The organism is Methylobacterium sp. BI1 (assembly GCF_056680125.1).
The window spans coordinates 1,387,673-1,403,743 of sequence record NZ_CM155267.1; the positions used below are offsets into that span (position 1 = coordinate 1,387,673).

Sequence of the window (16,071 nt, forward strand, 5' to 3'; positions counted from 1 at the left end):
ACGCCCCCGGCGCCTCCAAAATAATCTTTCAAGATATTTCGTTGACGCAAAGAATTTTGTTGCTCTCAGCAACATGTGAGAAATAGTGTTTATCGCTTCTTAAGCGAATGTTCCTAAGGACCCCGGGATCATTTTACTCCTGGGTTACCGTTATGCGCATCCTCCAGAACGCCAAGATCATCGTCAAGGTGGCGTCTCCGCTTGCTATTCTTGCCGTTCTGGCAGCTGGTCTGGCGTTCTACTCATACACAACGCTGAGAAGTCTGGCGCAGCAGACGGTGAGCATCGTCGACGGTCAGGCCGCGCGGCTCGAAAGTATCCTGAGCATCCGCATCAACGTGAACGAGGCTTCGGTCCAGGCGCGCAACATCATCATCGAGACCCGCGAACAGGAAATGGCCGGATACAGGTCGCGTTACGACGCGGCCACGAAAGCGGCCCTGGATGGGGCCGACCGGTTGATTGCCCTGTCCGATACGCCTGAGCGCAAGGCGGCGCCGCTGAAGCTGCGCGCATCGATCGGTGACCTGTTTGCCATCATGGACCGGTCCAACACGCTCGGCCTGAAGAACGAGGCGGATGCGGCCGCCAAGATCCTGCTGATCGAGGGCTCCGCGGCGCGGGCCAAGGTCCGGGAGATCATCCAGCCCCGCCTCGAGATCCTGACCGCCGAGCTCCGCCAGGCCCGCGACGATGCCGAGCGGGCCGTCAGCGCCGCCAGCGCGATGCTGCTCGCCGCGACCGTGGCGGGCTTGCTCGGCGCGATGGCCCTGGCCGCCGCGATCGTCGCCTTCGGGATCACCCGGCCGATGGGCCAGCTGGTGCACGTGCTGCAGGGCATGGCCAAGGGCGACATCGAGGCCGAGATCAAGGAAGCGGCCCGCGGCGACGAGATCGGCGCCATCGGTCGCGCCGTCGCGGGCATCAAGGCCATGGTGGCGGTCAAGGCGGCCGAGCAGGCCGAGATGAAGCGCATCGCCGACGCGGCCGCGGCCCTCGAGCGGAAGCGGACGATGGTGGAGCTGGCCGATTCCTTCGAGCGCGCCGTCGGCGGCATTGTCGGCATGGTCTCGTCCTCCGCCACCGAGCTGCAGGCGACCGCCCAGACGATGACCACCACCGCCAGCGACACGGCCAGCCAGTCCGTCACCGTGGCGGGCGCCGCCGAAGAGGCCGCCGCCAACGTCCAGACCGTCGCGGCCGCGGCCGAGGAGCTCGGCTCCTCCGTGCAGGAGATCGGGCGTCAGGTCTCGGGATCCTCGGATCTCGCCCAGACGGCCGTGGGCGAGGCCGACCAGACCATGCAGCTGGTCCAGGCCCTGAGCCAGGCCTCCGCGCGGATCGGCGACATGGTCGGGCTGATCTCGAACATCGCCAGCCAGACCAACTTGCTGGCCCTGAATGCGACCATCGAGGCCGCCCGGGCCGGCGATGCCGGGCGCGGCTTCGCCGTGGTGGCCACCGAGGTGAAGGAGCTGGCCGCCCAGACCGCGCGGGCCACCGAGGAGATCGGTATGCAGATCGGCCAGATCCAGGGCGTGACCGGGCAGGCGGTCTCGGCCATCGGCTCGATCAGCACGCGCATCCGCGAGATCAACGGCGTCGCCGCGTCGATCGCGGCGGCGGTGGAGGAGCAGGGCGCCGCGACGCAGGAGATCGTGCGAAACGTCGCACAGGCCTCCACCGGAACCAGCGAGGTCACGAGCAACATCGCCAGCGTGGCCCAGGCTTCCGAGGAGACCGGCGCGGCCGCGAGCCAGGTGCTCTCCGCGGCCTCCGAGCTCTCGCGCCAGTCCGAGCAGCTGGGGACGGAAGTCTCCCGCTTCCTCGCGACCGTCCGCGCGGCCTGACCTCCGGCGCCGCCCCTCCGTGCCTCGGGGATGGGTCCGGCAGCGACCTTAGGGACGCGGCCGTGGACGCAGTCCCCCGGGCCGGGGCGGGGCGACTAGGTCGCGGGCACGAAGCGCAGGGTGCCGGCGAGCCGGCTCGATCCACCGGTGTCGTTCGGATGGTTGACGCCATCGACCACCGGGACCTCTGCGAAGTCGAAGGGGCTGAGGCCGTCGAGGCAGGCGACATTGACGCCGTACTGCTCCGGGTTCGAGCGCCGCTGGTGGTGCGTGTAGATCCCGCAGCGCGAACAGAAGAAGTGCTGCGCCACGCCGGTGTTGAAGCGATAGCTGGTCAGCAGGTCCGCGCCCTGCAGGAGCTCGACGCCGCCGGCCTCGGCCGAGACGACGACCGCCCCGCGCATCCGGCAATACGAGCAGGTGCAGCGGCGGACCGTATCGAGACCGTCGCTCAGGGACGCCCGGAACCGGACGCCGCCGCAATGGCACTGTCCCTCGCGCTGGTTGGCTTCCGCCGACATTCCCGTGTCCCTCCGTCTCCCGAAGATGTTCGCGATCCGTGATCCGTCGCGGGGCTCGGCCGGCCCCGCGATGGGCGCTCAACCGCCGAAGCGCTCGGTCCGGACGCGGGCGGGGTCCACCCCGGCATCGAGGAGGAGGTCTGCCACCGCCCCGACGAAGGGATTGCCGCCGCAGAGATAGGCGTGGCGCGGGGGGCCGAGCCGGTCCAGCGCCTCGACGATCATCGCGGCATCGACCCGGCGGCCTCCGGCCCGGGTCAGGTTGAGCATCAGCTGGAAATTCGGCTCGTCGCGGGCGCGCACGGCCAGCTCCTCGGCGGCGATGATCTCGCCGGCATCGCGCACGGAATAGAGCAGGAGCGCGGGGACCCCCGGCGCCGCCGCCGCGCGGTGGCGCAGCATCGAGAGCAACGGCACCACCCCCGAGCCGCCGCCCGCCAGGAGGAGGGGGCCGCCATCCTCGGGGCGCCAGACGAAGGATCCGCCGATCGGCCCGCGCAGCTCGATCGTGTCGCCGACCGCCGCCACCGCGTCGAAGAAGCCGGAGACCTCGCCGTCCGGCAGGCCCTCGATCAGCAGTTCGATGGTGCCGTCGCCGTCCGGCGGCGAGGCGATCGAGTAGCTGCGCTGGGCCTGGTAGCCGTCCGGGGCGGTGAGGCGCACGTCGACGTGCTGCCCGGCCAGCATCGGCCGGTCGAAGGCGACCCGGAAGCGGTAGCTCTTCACGCGCCGCGTCACCGGCCGGATGGCCGTCAGGGTCGCGGTCTGCCAGGGCAGGGGTCCTGGGGCGGGATCAATCACCGGTGAAGCGCTGCTCGCGCCAGGGGTCGCCGTACATGTGATAGCCGCGCAGTTCCCAGAAGCCGCCCTCGTCCCGCTGCGTGAAGCGCAGGCCCTTCACCCACTTGGCGCTCTTCCAGAAATACAGGTGTGGCACCAGCAGCCGGGCCGGGCCGCCATGGTCCACCGGGATCGGCGCGCCGTCGTAGTGGGTCGCCACCATGGCCTTGCCGCCGGTCAGGTCCGCGACCGGCACGTTGGTGGTGTAGTCGTCGTAGCCCTCGGCCAGCAGGAAGGCGGTCGGCGCCGCGATGCCGGCATCGGCCAGGAGGTCGTCGAAGCTCACGCCCTCCCAGGCGGTGTCGAACTTCGACCACTTCGTCACGCAGTGGATGTCGCCGCCCCAGCGGGTGCGGGGCAGGGCCTGGAAGGCCTCCCAGCTCCAGCTCTTCAGGGGGCGCGAGCCCTCGCGCAGGGTGAAGGACCAGGTCGCGAGGTCGATCCGCGGGTTGGGACCGATCTGGAGCACCGGGAAGTCCTCGGTGAGGTACTGGCCCGGGGGCAGACGCTCGCGGGTCGCCTCGGGCGGCCTGCGCCCCGTGAAACCTCGTGTGCTCATGCTCCCCTCGCGCTGTCCGACCGGTCGCGGCGACCGTGGCTCGACGATCGGCCCGCGCGGCAGGCTATCACTCCCTCAGCGATCGCGCAGCACCAGCCACAGGGCGTGAATGGTGCCCGGCAGCACACCCATCAGCGTCAGCAGGATGTTGAGGAGGAACTGCAGGCCGATGCCCGTGGTCATGAGGACGGCAATCGGCGGCAGGAAGATCGCGAGGATGATGCGGACGAGATTCGACACGGTCGCTCCGGGTAGACTGCGCGCGCGGGAATGCGGTCGCAACGGCCCAAGCGCAACGGAATCGTCGCGGCCAAGTTCCCCGGCCGGCCCATCGCGAATTTCAGTTTCTTAATCTCTGCGTCCCCAGGATGGTGTCGAACATCGCTGAAGGACGGACCGCGCAGGGAGTCCGCGTATGATCGAAACCCTCGTGCGCGACATCGAGCAGGTGGTCCAGTCCGGTGGCCTGCTCCAGCGCGGACGGGTGCTGCAACGGCTGTCGACGCTCTTCACCGAGCGGGCCGCCGGGCTGCGCGAGGAGGCGGTGGAAGTCTTCGACGCCGCGATGCTGCCCCTGGCCCGCGCCGTCGACGGCGCCGCGCGCATCGTCCTGGCGGACGATCTGGCCGATGTGCGCAACGCGCCGCGGGACGTGGTGCGGGACCTGGCCTTCGACCCGGACATCGCGGTGGCCCGGCCCATCCTGCAGCGCTCGCCCCGCCTGGACGAGGCCGATCTCGTCACCGTTTCCGAATCGCGGGGGCAGGAGCACCTTCGGGCCGTCGCGCAGCGGCCGACCCTCGGCGAGCGCGTCACCGACGTCCTGGTGGCGCGCGGCGATCGGCAGACGGTGCACGTGGTCGCGGGCAATGCCGGCGCGCATTTCTCCGGCGCGACTTATACCGCGCTCGGCGAACGGGCCCGGGGCGATGCCGTCCTGCGGGCCATGCTGGTGACCCGCGTCGCGCCCCGGGGACAGCCCGCCGCAGCGATGGACGCCCCGCGGGTGGGCGAGACCCTTCCGCGCGCGACGGATGCCGACGAGCGGCGCATCGACGACCTGATCCGGGCCGGCGACCTCGAGACGGCCCTGGCCGAGGTCGCGCGCCTCGCCGCGGTGTCGCCCGCCTTCGCCCGGCGCGCCTACGAGACGGCGGATCACGATCCCCTGCTGTTTCTGCTGCGCTCGATCCGCCTCGGCTTCGGGACCCTGAAGCTGTTCCTGCGGGCGAAACCCGGGCCGGTGCGGCCGCCCGAGGAATGGAACGGGATCCAGGCCGCGTTCCAGGCCTTGTCGGTGACGACGGCCCAGCGCGTGGTCCGCCTCTCGGCGCAGCCAGGCGGTGCGCCGGACGCGCGGGCGCCATCGGGCTCGGATTGCTGATCCGGGGCTTCCAGTGCTCGTCGAACTCTTCCACCTCCTCGTCACGCCGGTGCCCTTCGCCCATCGCCGGAGGGGCCACCTGCGCGAGAGCGTCCTGCTGATGTCCCGCGGGCGCCGCTGCCGCAGCGCCTGGGCTCCCCATCTCGCCGCGGCGCGGGCCGCGATCCTGGATGCCTGCGAGGATCTCCCGCAGCGGCGCGTGGCCGTGGTGCTCGGCTCAGGCCTCCTCCAGGATGTCCCGCTCGCGGAGCTCGCCGCGCGCTTCGCGCAGGTCCACCTCGTCGATGCCGTGCACCTCTGGCCGGCCCGCCTTCGGGCGCGGGCCTATCCCAACGTCCGCCTCGTCACGGCGGACCTCGCCCTGCGGCCCGACCGGCCCGAACCCCTGGCCGCCCTCTGCGGCGACGAGGCCGTCGACTTCGTGGTCTCGGCCAATCTCCTGTCGCAGCTGCCGATCCTGCCCCTCGATCGGCCGGGCTTCGTGCCGCCGGATCTCGGAGGCCGGATCGTCCGGGCCCATCTCGACGGGCTCGCGGGTCTGCGGGCCCGGGTCTGCCTCGTCACGGACGTGGAGCAGGTCGAGGAGGACCGGAGCGCAGGGGTGACCGGGCGCCTCGACCTGCTGCACGGGGTGCGTCTGGGTCAGCCCGATCGACGCTGGAGCTGGGACCTCGCCCCGTTCGGCGAAGCGGCGCGCCATCGCCGGCTGATCCACCGGGTCGAGGCCTTCCTCGACTGGCGCGGCCCCTAGAAACGCGAAGAAGCCGCCCGGTGGGGCGGCTTCCTGCCGTTCCGCGAAATGGAACCGGGCTTACTCGGTGACCGGCGTCGGATCGTCGGCGCCCACGGGACCGTCCGATCCCTCGAACCGGGCGCGGCGACGGCGGCGGGGCTTGGGCGCCGGTGCGCCGTCGTCCTGTGCCGCGGAGCTGACATCGCCCGGGGCATCCGGCTGCCCGGACGGCTCGGCGACGGGAACCGGACGCGGCGGCGTCATCAGGAAGGCCGGCAGGGCGGCCACGTCCTCGGTCGGACCGGCCGTATCCCGCTCGTCGCGGCGACGGCTGCGCCGGGGCGGCGCCTCGCCGGAGCGGGCGGCCCGGGGCGCGTCCTGACGGACGGCATCCTGGCCGCCGAACTCGCCGCGCGGCGCCTCGTTCACCGGATTGTCCGCGCGCCCATTCTCGTAGCGGGGGGCGTCGGAGCGAGCCGGGGCGGGACGGAAATCCTGGCGCGGCTGATCCTGCCGTGACTGATCCTGGCGAGGCTGGTCTTGGCGCGCCTGGTCTTGCCGCGGCTGATCCTGCCGGGCTTGGTCCTGGCGATTGTAGTCCTGCCGAGGGCTTTCCTGACGCTGGGAGTCCGTCCGGAAATCCTGACGGTTGCCATCCTGACGATTGTAGTCCTGACGGCTGCCGTCCTGGCGATTGCCGTCCTGGCGATTGCCGTCCGGCCGACTGAACTCGTCGCGCCGGTTGTTGTAGTCGGGACGATTGCCGTCGCGCTGATTGTCGAAGCGCTGCGGACGGTCGCCGCGATTGGCGAAGCGGTCGCGGCGGTTCTGCCGGTTGTTGTCCGAACCGGAGTCCTGACGGTTCGCGTCTTGCCGGTTCGCGTCTTGCCGATTGGAGTCCTGCCGATTCGAATCCTGTCTGTTCGAATCCTGCCGGTTGTAATCCTGCCGGTAATTGTCCGGACGCGTGTCCTGCCGGGGCTCGTAGGCCGTCGGCTGCGGCTGCTGGGCCGGGTCGCCGTACTCTTCGTTGTAGGCATTGGCGCCGTAGCTCGAGGCTGCGTAGCCCTGCGGGGCGCCCTGGCCCTCGTCGTCGCCCTCGTCGCCGTCGTCGTCGAAGCCGCGGGCGTAGCCGCCGACCTGCTGACGAGTCTGTTCCTGGGCGCCGGAAATGATCCGGAAATAGTGCTCGCCGTGCTGGAAGTAGTTCTCTGCCGCCACCGGGTCTCCACTGGCCTGCGCGTCGCGCGCGAGCTGGGCATACTTGTCGGCGATGTGTTGGGCGGTACCGCGAATCTTGACGTCCGGCCCGTTGGATTCGTAGGAACGCGTGAGCGGATTGGGACCTTTGGGGCGGTTGCGACCGCGCATCCGTCTATTCTGGTTTGGTCTCATCGGTCTCGATTGACCCTCGTTCGTCTCGGAGCGTCTGATGATGCGGCGGGTTCCAGGCGGCCACGACGCGGCCTGTCCTCAGGCTCGTCGCTGGCGCCGCGTGATCCGGGTCCGGTGTGTCCGTGATCGATATCGCCGTGCTTGTCGTCTCTGTCCGTTGACCAAGGCGCGCTCTGAGCGTCCAGGCGTCCTTCGGTTTTCAGGCACGAAGTTGACCAAGCTCCTGCGCCTCTGCCCGCGCGCGCCAGCCTGATCGTGGGGGGACCGTCTAAGAGCGTCGCGGACCAAAGCCGCCACCCGTCTTACCACGACCCATCTTAATGGATCGTTCGCGATCTGCCTGCGACACTAGCGGTTCGCCGAGGGGGCAACAAGCGTTTTTTGCCCCGATGCAGCCGTCAGGCGCAGTTTTTTCGCCTGTCCCACAGGATTTTCGTCTCTCTCTCCCCTCAGACGGGACCGAAGCGGACCACCCGGGCATGCCCGGCCAGATCGTGATGCCGCATGGCGGGGCCGAGGCCCGCCCGTGTCCCGAGGGTCTCGACGGCTTCGGCCTGATCGTAACCCACCTCGAGGACGAGTGCGCCGCCCGGGGCGAGTCCGACCGGCCCGCCGGTCAGGGCGTCGACGATGCTCCGGTAGGCGTCGAGGCCGTCAGGGCCGCCGTCCAGGGCCGCCATCGGGTCGTGGCCCCGGACCTCGACGTCGAGCCCCTGGATGGTGTCGCGGGCGATGTAGGGCGGGTTCGACACGATGAGGTCGAAACGCCCGCGGAGACTCGCGGTCCAGTCCGCGCAGACGAAGGCGGCGCGGGTCCCGACGCCGTTCCGCACCGCGTTGGCGCGGGCCTGCACGAGGGCCCCGTGGGAGCGGTCGAGGCCGATCCCGCCGGCGTTCGGCAACTCGCTGAGCAGCGCCACCAGGATGCAGCCCGAGCCGGTGCCGAGATCGAGGATCCGCACCGGGCGCCGGCGGTCGGGATGGAGGACCAGGGCGGCCTCCACCAGGGTCTCGGTATCCGCCCGGGGCACGAGGGTCTCGGGTGCGAGCCCGAACGGCAGGCCCCAGAATTCCCAGGCGCCGACGATCCGGGCGACGGGCTCGCCCCGGAGGCGCCGCGCGACGGCGCCCTCGAGCGTCGCGGCGGCCTCGTGTCCGAGCGGCAGGTCGCCCCGCAGGATCAGGTCGGTGGCACTGAGCCCGAGGAGGTCGAGAAGGAGGAAGCGGGCGTCGCGCGCCGGCAGGCCCTGGGCGACGAGCGCCTCGCTCATGCGCCGCAGGGCGTCGGTGCGGGTGAGCGCCGGATCCAGGCGCATCGGCTCCGGCGCGTCCATCCGGGTCAGGCCATGCCCTCGGCGGCCAGCAGCTCGGCCTGATGCTCGGTGACCAGGGCATCGACCAGCTCGTCCAACGCCTCGCCGGCCAGAACCTCCTCGAGCTTGTAGAGAGTCAGGTTGATGCGGTGGTCGGTGACGCGGGCCTGGGGGAAGTTGTAGGTGCGGATGCGCTCGGAGCGGTCGCCGGAGCCCACCTGCGACTTGCGGTCGGCGGCCCGGGCCGCGTCCTTGGCGGTACGCTCGGCGTCGTAGAGCTTGGAGCGCAGCAGCGACATCGCGCGGGCGCGGTTCTTGTGCTGCGAGCGCTCCTCCTGGACGAAGATCACGATGCCGCTCGGCATATGAGTGATGCGGATCGCCGATTCCGTCTTGTTGACGTGCTGTCCGCCGGCGCCCTGCGAGCGCATGGTGTCGATCTTCAGGTCGGCGTCGTTGATGACGATGTCGACCTCCTCGGCCTCGGGCAGCACCGCCACGGTGGCGGCGGAGGTGTGGATGCGGCCCTGGGTCTCGGTGTCCGGCACGCGCTGCACCCGGTGGGCGCCGCTCTCGAACTTGAGGCGCGCGAACACGCCCTTGCCCTTCACCTCGGCGATCACCTCGCGATAGCCCCCGACGGTGCCCTCGCTTTCGGAAATCACCTCGACCTTCCAGCCCTTGGCGTCGGCGTATTTGCCGTACATCCGGAAGAGGTCGCCCGCGAACAGGGCCGCCTCGTCGCCGCCGGTGCCGGCGCGGATTTCGAGGATGGCGCTCTTCTCGTCGGCGGAATCCTTCGGCAGCAGGATGAGCTGGAGCGCGCGGTGGGCGGCCTCCAGCCCGGCCTCGGCCTCCGGCTTCTCGTCGGCGGCGAGCGCCCGCATCTCCGAGTCGCTGCCGGGCTCGTCGATCAGCGCCTCGATGTCGGCGAGGTTTTGCGCGGCGGCGCGGTAAGCGTGAATGGCGGCGACGACGCTCTCCAACTCCGACAATTCGCGCGACAGCTGCACGAAGGTATCGGAATCCGCCGAGCCGGCGCTCAGCGTGGCGGTGACGATGTCGTGGCGCGTCAGGATCGCGTCGAGACGCTCTGCAGGAATGGGGGTCATCGCCCGTGGAAAACTCTCATCAGAACAAGGGCTCGTCGGGCCGGAGGCCTTCGTCGACGACGGGGCCGCGGCACGACCCGTTGAGATAGGTACGCCGAGGCTAGATGGGCACGCCCTGCGCCTTCGCGAAGGCCGCGAGGGCCGGACGGAGGCTGGCGCCGTCTCCGGCGCGGGCCAGTTCGGTGTCGAGCAAGGCCGCCACCGCCTGGACGTCGAGACCCAGCACCATGGCCTTCACGGGGCCGATGGCGGCCGGCGACATCGAGAGGTGACGGAAACCGAGGCCGATCAGGGCCATGGCTTCGAGGGGACGTCCGCCGATCTCGCCGCAGACGGTGGCGGGGCAGCCCGCGGCGGCCGCGCGCTCGGCGATGACGCGGAAGGCGCGCAGGGCCGGAACGCTCAGGGTGTCGAAGCGGTCGGCCACGCGACGGTTCTCGCGGTCGACGGCGAACAGGAACTGCATCAGGTCGTTGGAGCCCACCGACAGGAAGTCCGCGGCCTTGGCGATCTCGTCGATCTGGAACAGGAGCGAGGGCACCTCGACCATGACGCCGAGCTTGCAGTCGCTCGGCAGGGCGTGACCGTGCCGGCGCAGGTGCGCCTTCTCGCGCTCGACGATGGCCTTGGCGCGGGTGAACTCGTCCACCGTCGCCACCATCGGGAACATGATCTTCAGGGCCCGGCCGCCGGCCGCCTTCAGCAGGGCGCGGAGCTGCACCCGCAGGAGGGCGGGGCGGTCGAGGCCGATGCGGATCGCGCGCCAGCCCAGGGCCGGGTTCTCCTCCTCGAGGGCCGGCATGTAGGGCAGGATCTTGTCGCCGCCGATGTCGAGGGTGCGGATCGTGACCGGCAGGTCGCCGGTGGCGGCGAAGACGGCCTCGTAGAGCGCCTGCTGCTCGGCGGCCGAGGGCATGCGCTGGGCCACCATGAACTGCAGCTCGGTACGGAACAGGCCTATGCCGTCCGCACCCGTCTCGTGCAGGTGGGTCAGGTCGATGAGGAGGCCGGCGTTCAGCTGCAGGCCGATCTGCGTGCCGTCCAGGGTCACGGCCGGCACGTCGCGCAGCGCCCGGTACTGCTCCTGCCGGCGGGCGCGCAGGCGCACCATCTCGGCATAGGCCGCCTCGATCTCCGGGCCGGGCCGGACCTGGATCTCGCCGGTGGCGCCGTCGACGATGATCGCGTCGCCCGCATCGCAGAGGGCGGTGGCGTTGGCGATCTCGCCCACCGCCGGGATGCCCAGCGCCCGGGCCACGATGGCGATGTGGCTCGTCGGCCCGCCTTCCTCCAGCACGACGCCGCGCAAAGCCGTGCGGTCGTAGTCGAGGAGGGCGGCCGGACCCATCGAGCGCGCCACCAGAATCGCGTTCTCGGGCAGCACGCGCTGCGCGCCGTTGCCCTCGGCGCCGATCAGCGTGCGCAGCAGGCGGTTCGCGAGGTCGTCGAGGTCGTGCAGGCGGTCGCGGAGATAGGGGTCGCTCTGCCGCATCATCCGGGCGCGGTTGTCCGACTGGACGCGCTCGACGGCGGCCTCGGCGGTCAGGCCCGAATGCACGGCCTCGCGCATCCGGCGCAGCCAGCCCTTGTCGTGCGCGAACATCCGCACGGTCTCCAGCACCTCGCGGGATTCCCCGGTGCCGATGATGTCGCCGCGCTCCACGAGGTCGTCGATGGCCGAGCGCACCTCGCCGATGGCCTGCTCCAGGCGCTCGACCTCGCGGTCGACATTCTCGGCGATGAGCTGCTTGATGACGATGCGCGGCTCGTGCAGCACCACGTGCCCGAGGCCGATGCCGTCGGCCAGGGCGACGCCGCGCTGGCTCACCGGGCGGCGCGCGGCCGAGCCGGCCCCCGGCGCCAGCGCCTGCAGCTCGCCCGAGGCGATCATCTCCGAGAGCACCATCGCGGTGGTCTGGAGCGCCTCGATCTCCTCCTCCGAATAGACCCGGTAGGTCTTGTTCTGGACGACGAGCACCCCGAGGGTGTTGCCCGCGCGCAGGAGCGGCACGCCGAGGAAGGCGTGATAGGCCTCCTCGCCCGTCTCCGGGCGGTAGGAGAAGGCCGGGTGGGACTGGGCGTCGGAGAGCGACAGCGGCTCGGCGGTCTTGGCGATGAGGCCGACGAGGCCCTCGTCGGCCCGCAGGCGGGTCAGGTGGACCGCCTCCCGGTTCAGACCCTCGGTTGCAAACAGTTCGAGGATGTTGTCATCGCTGAGGACGTAGACCGAGCACACCTCCGCGATCACGTTGGCGGCGATCAACGTGACGATGCGGTCGAGACGAGCCTGTGGACTGACCGGCTCCGCCATCGCTTCGCGGAGGCGGCGCAGAAGCAGGCGCGGGCCTCCGGGCGCAGCGGGCATGGTCTCCTCGATCCGGCTTCGGCCTCGTGTCCGGTTGGCGCGCGGGCGTTCGCGCGCTCCGGGTCTTCAGGCCTGGTCGAGGCCGTATAGCGAGTGGAGCGTGCGAACGGCAAGCTCCGTGTAGGCGGCATCGATCAGCACGGAGAACTTGATCTCCGAGGTGGTGATCGCCCGGATGTTGATCCCCTTCTGCGCCAGGGCCCGGAAGGCCTTGGCCGCGACGCCCGCGTGGCTGCGCATGCCGACGCCGATGGCCGAGACCTTCACGACGTCGGTGGCGCCCTCGATCTGCGCGAATTCGATCGCGCCGCTCTGCGCGTCGAGGATCTTGCGCGCCCGGTCGTAATCGGCCGAGGGGACCGTGAAGGTCATGTCGGTGGTCGACTGGTCGCCCGACACGGTCTGGATGATCATGTCGACGTTGATGTTGGCGTCGGCCAGCGGTCCGAAGATCGCGGCGGCGATGCCGGGGCTGTCCTTCACGCGACGAAGCGTGATCTGCGCCTCGTCCCGGGAGAAGGCGATCCCGGTGATGATCTGCTGTTCCACGATGTCGTCCTCGTCGCAGATGAGGGTGCCGGGCCGGGCGTTGTCCGGCGGATCGAAGCTGGAGCGCACCGTGGTCGGCACGCGATGAACCATGGCGAGCTCGACGGAGCGGACCTGCAGGACCTTGGCGCCCAGGGACGCCATCTCCAGCATTTCCTCGAAGGTCACGCGCTCCATGCGCTTGGCCTTCTGAACCACGCGCGGGTCGGTGGTGTAGACGCCGTCGACGTCGGTGTAGATGTCGCAGCGCTCGGCGCCGATGGCGGCGGCGATGGCCACTGCGCTGGTGTCGGAGCCGCCGCGCCCGAGGGTGGTCACACGGCCGGTGGCCTCGTGCATGCCCTGGAAGCCGGCGATGACCGCGACCTCGCCGCGCTGGAAGCCGGCATCGAGGCGGGCGCCGTCGATGCCCTCGATCCGGGCGGACCCGTGGGCGTCCGAGGTCAGGATCGGGATCTGCCAGCCCTGCCAGGAGCGGGCCTTGATGCCGTTCTTCTGGAGCGCGATGGCCAGGAGGCCGGCGGTGACGAGCTCGCCGGAGGCGACCACGGCGTCGTACTCGGCCTCGTCGTAGATCGGGTTCGCGTCCTTGACCCAGGCGACGAGTTCGTTGGTCTTGCCGGACATGGCCGAGACCACGACGGCCACGTCGTAGCCGGCCGCGACCTCGCGCGCCACGTGGGCCGCCACGTTGCGGATGCGCTCGACATTGGCGACGGACGTACCGCCGAACTTCATCACCAGACGGGGCATGTTCTCACCAGACGGAGCCTGTCGCGTCCGCGACACGTCGCTTGAGCCGGGGATCGAGCGTGACCAGGGATTCGGCGGGCCGCGGGACGGATTTCCCGGAACCCGAACGGCCTGCCGCGTCGCTTGGCTGCTGTACCGGACAGGGCTTCGGCGGGTACAAGGGCCGCCCGGGCGTGTCAACAATGGGACGCGCCCACCCTGCACGAGTTATGCCGAGACGATGACCGGACCCACAGGCGCCTCCATCGACCGCGACGAGGTCGCTCGCTTCGAAGCCATCGCGGCGACCTGGTGGGACGAGGCCGGACCGATGCGGGTGCTGCACCGCTTCAACCCCGTCCGCCTCGCCTATATCCGCGACACGGCTTGCCGGCATTTCAGGCGCGATCCGCGCGCGCCCTTCGCCCTGGAGGGCCTGACCCTGGTGGATATCGGCTGCGGCGGCGGCGTCCTGTCCGAACCCCTGGCGCGGCTCGGCGCCGAGGTCACCGGCCTCGATCCGGCACCGACCAACATCAAGGTCGCCCAGGCCCATGCCGACGCCGAGGGCGTGCCGGTGGATTACCGCGCCCGCACCATCGAGGACGTGGTGGCGGGGGGCGAACGCTTCGACATCGTGCTCGCCATGGAGGTGGTGGAGCACGTGGTGGACATGCCGGCCTTCGTGGCGCAGGCGGCCCGGGCGGTGAAGCCCGGCGGCCTCCTGTTCGCCGCCACCCTCAACCGGACCCTGCGCTCCTTCGCGCTGGCGATCGTCGGGGCCGAGTACGTCCTCGGCTGGCTGCCCAAGGGTACCCACGACTGGGAGAAGTTCGTGCGGCCCGACGAGCTCGGCCGCGCCGTCAGCGCGGGCGGCCTCACCGTCACCGACACGACCGGGGTGGTGCTCAACCCCCTGGACGGCTCCTGGCGGGCGAGCCGCGACACGGCGGTGAACTACATGATCACGGCGCAGCGCCCGCCTGCGGCCGCGCACCCGGCCGCAGGCGGGCACCCGGTCTGAACCTTCGGAGGCGCCCGCGGTTGGTCGGCAGACCTCATGGGAGACCGACCTTGCTCGAAAAGATTCCGCACGCGGTGGGCGCCGCCCTGTCAGGCCTGAAGGCCGGGCTCGACAAGACTGCCTACCGGACCACCTTCGCCACCGTGCCGGAGGGCCTCGGCCTCACCAGCCTCGCCTTCACGGACGGGACGGCGATGCCGGCCCGCTTCACCGCCGACGGCGCCGGCGCGTCGCCGCCCCTGGCCTGGACCGGCCTGCCGCCCGGTACGGTCCGGGTCGTCCTCCTGTGCGAGGACGCCGGCAGCCCCACGCCGAACCCGCTGGTCCACCTGATCGCCTGGAACCTCGATCCGAGCGCCCCACTGGCGGAGGGCGCGGCGAGCCAGTCCGAATCGGCGCTCGATCTCGGCAAGAACAGCTTCCTCAAGCCGGGCTGGCTGCCGCCCGATCCGCCCACCGGCCACGGCCCGCACGCCTACCTGTTCCAGGCCTACGCCCTCGACCGGGCGCTGGACCTGCCCGAGCATCCCGGCCGCGGCGCGCTCCTGGAGGCGATGGCGGACCGCGTTCTCGCCAAGGGCTGCCTCATCGGGACCTACGAGCGCCCCTGACGGCCTCGGCGCTTGCGCGGACGCCCGCGCCGGTGCAAGCGCCGAGACGACGATCCAGGGAGGTTTGGGCATGAAGGCGCTGCTGTGTACCCGTCTCGGCGGACCGGAGGATCTGGAACTCGCGGATCTGCCGGATCCGGTGGCTGGGCCGGGCGAGGCCGTGGTCCGCATCACCCTGGCGGCGCTGAACTTCTTCGACACTCTCATCATCGCCGGCCGCTACCAGGTGAAGCCCGAGCTGCCGTTCTCACCCGGCGGCGAGGCCTGCGGCGTCATCGAGGCCCTGGGCGAAGGCGCCGAGGGCTTCGCGGTGGGCGACCGGGTCATCGTCCATCGGAAATTCGGCACCTGCCGCGAGCGCATCGCCGTCGCCACCCGGCACCTCACCCCCGTGCCGGACGGGGTCTCCGACGCCCAGGCCGCCGGGCTCACCATCACGTACGGCACGTCGCTGCATGCCCTGCGCGATCGGGCCAATCTTCAGCAGGGCGAGACCCTGGCGGTCCTCGGGGCCTCCGGCGGCGTCGGCCTCGCGGCGGTGGAGCTCGGGGCGATCATGGGGGCCCGGGTCATCGCCTGCGCGTCCTCCCCCGAGAAGCTGGCGACGGCGCAGGCCCATGGCGCCGCGATGGCGGTGGACTACGCGGCCGAGAACCTGCGCGAGGCCCTGCGTACGCTGACCGAGGGGGCCGGCGTCGACGTGATCTACGACCCGATCGGCAGTGACTACGCAGAGCCGGCCCTGCGGTCGCTCGGCTGGAAGGGGCGCTACCTTGTCATCGGCTTCGCCGCCGGCGACATCCCGCGCATCCCGCTCAACCTGGCGCTTCTCAAGGGGATCGACATCCAGGGCGTGCACTGGGGCGTCTTCGTCGAGCGCGAGCCGGAGGCGCACCGGGCCAACCAGGAGCAGCTCCTGGCCTGGGTGGCGGAGGGGCGCCTCACCGCGAAGGTGCACGGCGAATACCCGCTCGCCGATTACGCGGAGGCCCTCGGCATCCTCAAGCGGCGCGAGGCCGTCGGCAAGGTGCTGCTGGGGCTATGAGTTTTCCTGGCCGGGGGGGCGCGATCCGGATCCGCCTC

At 70.9% G+C, this 16,071-nt stretch carries 15 protein-coding genes; 6 read left to right on the forward strand and 9 right to left on the reverse strand.

Annotated features, from left to right (window positions below):
- Positions 1-152: 152 nt before the first annotated feature.
- The gene (locus tag AC1MGR_RS06710; protein WP_480234067.1) at positions 153-1,850 is read left to right on the forward strand and encodes a methyl-accepting chemotaxis protein; all 1,698 of its coding nucleotides are present in this window, start codon (positions 153-155) and stop codon (positions 1,848-1,850) included.
- Between the two features lie 95 nt (positions 1,851-1,945).
- On the opposite strand, the gene AC1MGR_RS06715 is transcribed toward AC1MGR_RS06710, so the two are convergent.
- The 4 genes from AC1MGR_RS06715 to AC1MGR_RS06730 all read right to left on the reverse strand — a co-directional run bounded on the left by AC1MGR_RS06715 (position 1,946) and on the right by AC1MGR_RS06730 (position 4,010).
- A complete protein-coding gene (locus tag AC1MGR_RS06715) occupies positions 1,946-2,371 on the reverse strand; it encodes a GFA family protein (RefSeq protein ID WP_480234068.1) in 426 nt (141 codons plus the stop codon).
- A 78-nt stretch (positions 2,372-2,449) separates the two neighbouring features.
- On the reverse strand, positions 2,450-3,172 hold the full coding sequence (locus AC1MGR_RS06720; RefSeq protein ID WP_480234069.1) for an FAD-binding oxidoreductase: 723 nt from the start codon (positions 3,170-3,172) through the stop codon (positions 2,450-2,452).
- Positions 3,165-3,770, reverse strand: a complete 606-nt coding sequence (locus tag AC1MGR_RS06725; RefSeq protein ID WP_108037961.1) for a sulfite oxidase-like oxidoreductase — start codon at positions 3,768-3,770, stop codon at positions 3,165-3,167. The genes AC1MGR_RS06720 and AC1MGR_RS06725 overlap by 8 nt, the downstream gene beginning before the upstream one ends.
- A 75-nt stretch (positions 3,771-3,845) precedes the next feature.
- Complete coding sequence (locus tag AC1MGR_RS06730; RefSeq protein ID WP_082487210.1) at positions 3,846-4,010, reverse strand: YqaE/Pmp3 family membrane protein; 165 nt, start codon at positions 4,008-4,010, stop codon at positions 3,846-3,848.
- 175 nt (positions 4,011-4,185) lie between these two features.
- Between AC1MGR_RS06730 and AC1MGR_RS06735 the strand changes: the two genes are divergently transcribed.
- Together AC1MGR_RS06735 and AC1MGR_RS06740 are read left to right on the forward strand one after the other, a co-directional pair.
- Positions 4,186-5,154: a DUF2336 domain-containing protein gene (locus AC1MGR_RS06735; protein ID WP_480234070.1), complete on the forward strand. Its 969-nt coding sequence runs from the start codon at positions 4,186-4,188 to the stop codon at positions 5,152-5,154.
- A gap of 13 nt (positions 5,155-5,167) precedes the next feature.
- Entirely contained in the window at positions 5,168-5,905 is a 738-nt protein-coding gene (locus tag AC1MGR_RS06740; RefSeq protein ID WP_108037957.1) for a hypothetical protein, read from the forward strand.
- A gap of 60 nt (positions 5,906-5,965) precedes the next feature.
- On the opposite strand, the gene AC1MGR_RS06745 is transcribed toward AC1MGR_RS06740, so the two are convergent.
- The 5 genes from AC1MGR_RS06745 to AC1MGR_RS06765 form a co-directional block, all read right to left on the reverse strand.
- Positions 5,966-7,258: a DUF4167 domain-containing protein gene (locus tag AC1MGR_RS06745; RefSeq protein ID WP_480234734.1), complete on the reverse strand. Its 1,293-nt coding sequence runs from the start codon at positions 7,256-7,258 to the stop codon at positions 5,966-5,968.
- 473 nt (positions 7,259-7,731) lie between these two features.
- Positions 7,732-8,598, reverse strand: a complete 867-nt coding sequence (gene prmC, locus AC1MGR_RS06750) for a peptide chain release factor N(5)-glutamine methyltransferase (RefSeq protein ID WP_480234071.1) — start codon at positions 8,596-8,598, stop codon at positions 7,732-7,734.
- A 23-nt stretch (positions 8,599-8,621) separates the two neighbouring features.
- Positions 8,622-9,707 carry a peptide chain release factor 1 gene (prfA, locus tag AC1MGR_RS06755; protein ID WP_480234072.1) on the reverse strand — a complete coding sequence of 362 codons (1,086 nt, stop codon included), beginning with the start codon at positions 9,705-9,707 and terminating at the stop codon, positions 8,622-8,624.
- Positions 9,708-9,807: 100 nt separating this feature from the next.
- Positions 9,808-12,072 (reverse strand): phosphoenolpyruvate--protein phosphotransferase, encoded by a 2,265-nt coding sequence (gene ptsP, locus AC1MGR_RS06760; protein ID WP_108037951.1) that lies wholly within the window; start codon positions 12,070-12,072, stop codon positions 9,808-9,810.
- A gap of 66 nt (positions 12,073-12,138) precedes the next feature.
- Positions 12,139-13,374 (reverse strand): aspartate kinase, encoded by a 1,236-nt coding sequence (locus tag AC1MGR_RS06765; RefSeq protein ID WP_108037949.1) that lies wholly within the window; start codon positions 13,372-13,374, stop codon positions 12,139-12,141.
- 220 nt (positions 13,375-13,594) lie between these two features.
- Here AC1MGR_RS06765 and ubiG point away from each other — a divergent pair, with 220 nt between their 5' ends.
- The 3 genes from ubiG to AC1MGR_RS06780 all read left to right on the forward strand — a co-directional run bounded on the left by ubiG (position 13,595) and on the right by AC1MGR_RS06780 (position 16,033).
- Positions 13,595-14,377, forward strand: a complete 783-nt coding sequence (ubiG, locus tag AC1MGR_RS06770) for a bifunctional 2-polyprenyl-6-hydroxyphenol methylase/3-demethylubiquinol 3-O-methyltransferase UbiG (protein ID WP_480234073.1) — start codon at positions 13,595-13,597, stop codon at positions 14,375-14,377.
- Between the two features lie 50 nt (positions 14,378-14,427).
- Positions 14,428-14,988, forward strand: coding sequence for a YbhB/YbcL family Raf kinase inhibitor-like protein (locus AC1MGR_RS06775; protein WP_480234074.1), 561 nt, complete (start codon positions 14,428-14,430; stop codon positions 14,986-14,988).
- A 70-nt stretch (positions 14,989-15,058) separates the two neighbouring features.
- A complete protein-coding gene (locus AC1MGR_RS06780) occupies positions 15,059-16,033 on the forward strand; it encodes an NADPH:quinone oxidoreductase family protein (RefSeq protein WP_480234075.1) in 975 nt (324 codons plus the stop codon).
- The last annotated feature ends 38 nt before the right edge of the window (positions 16,034-16,071 follow it).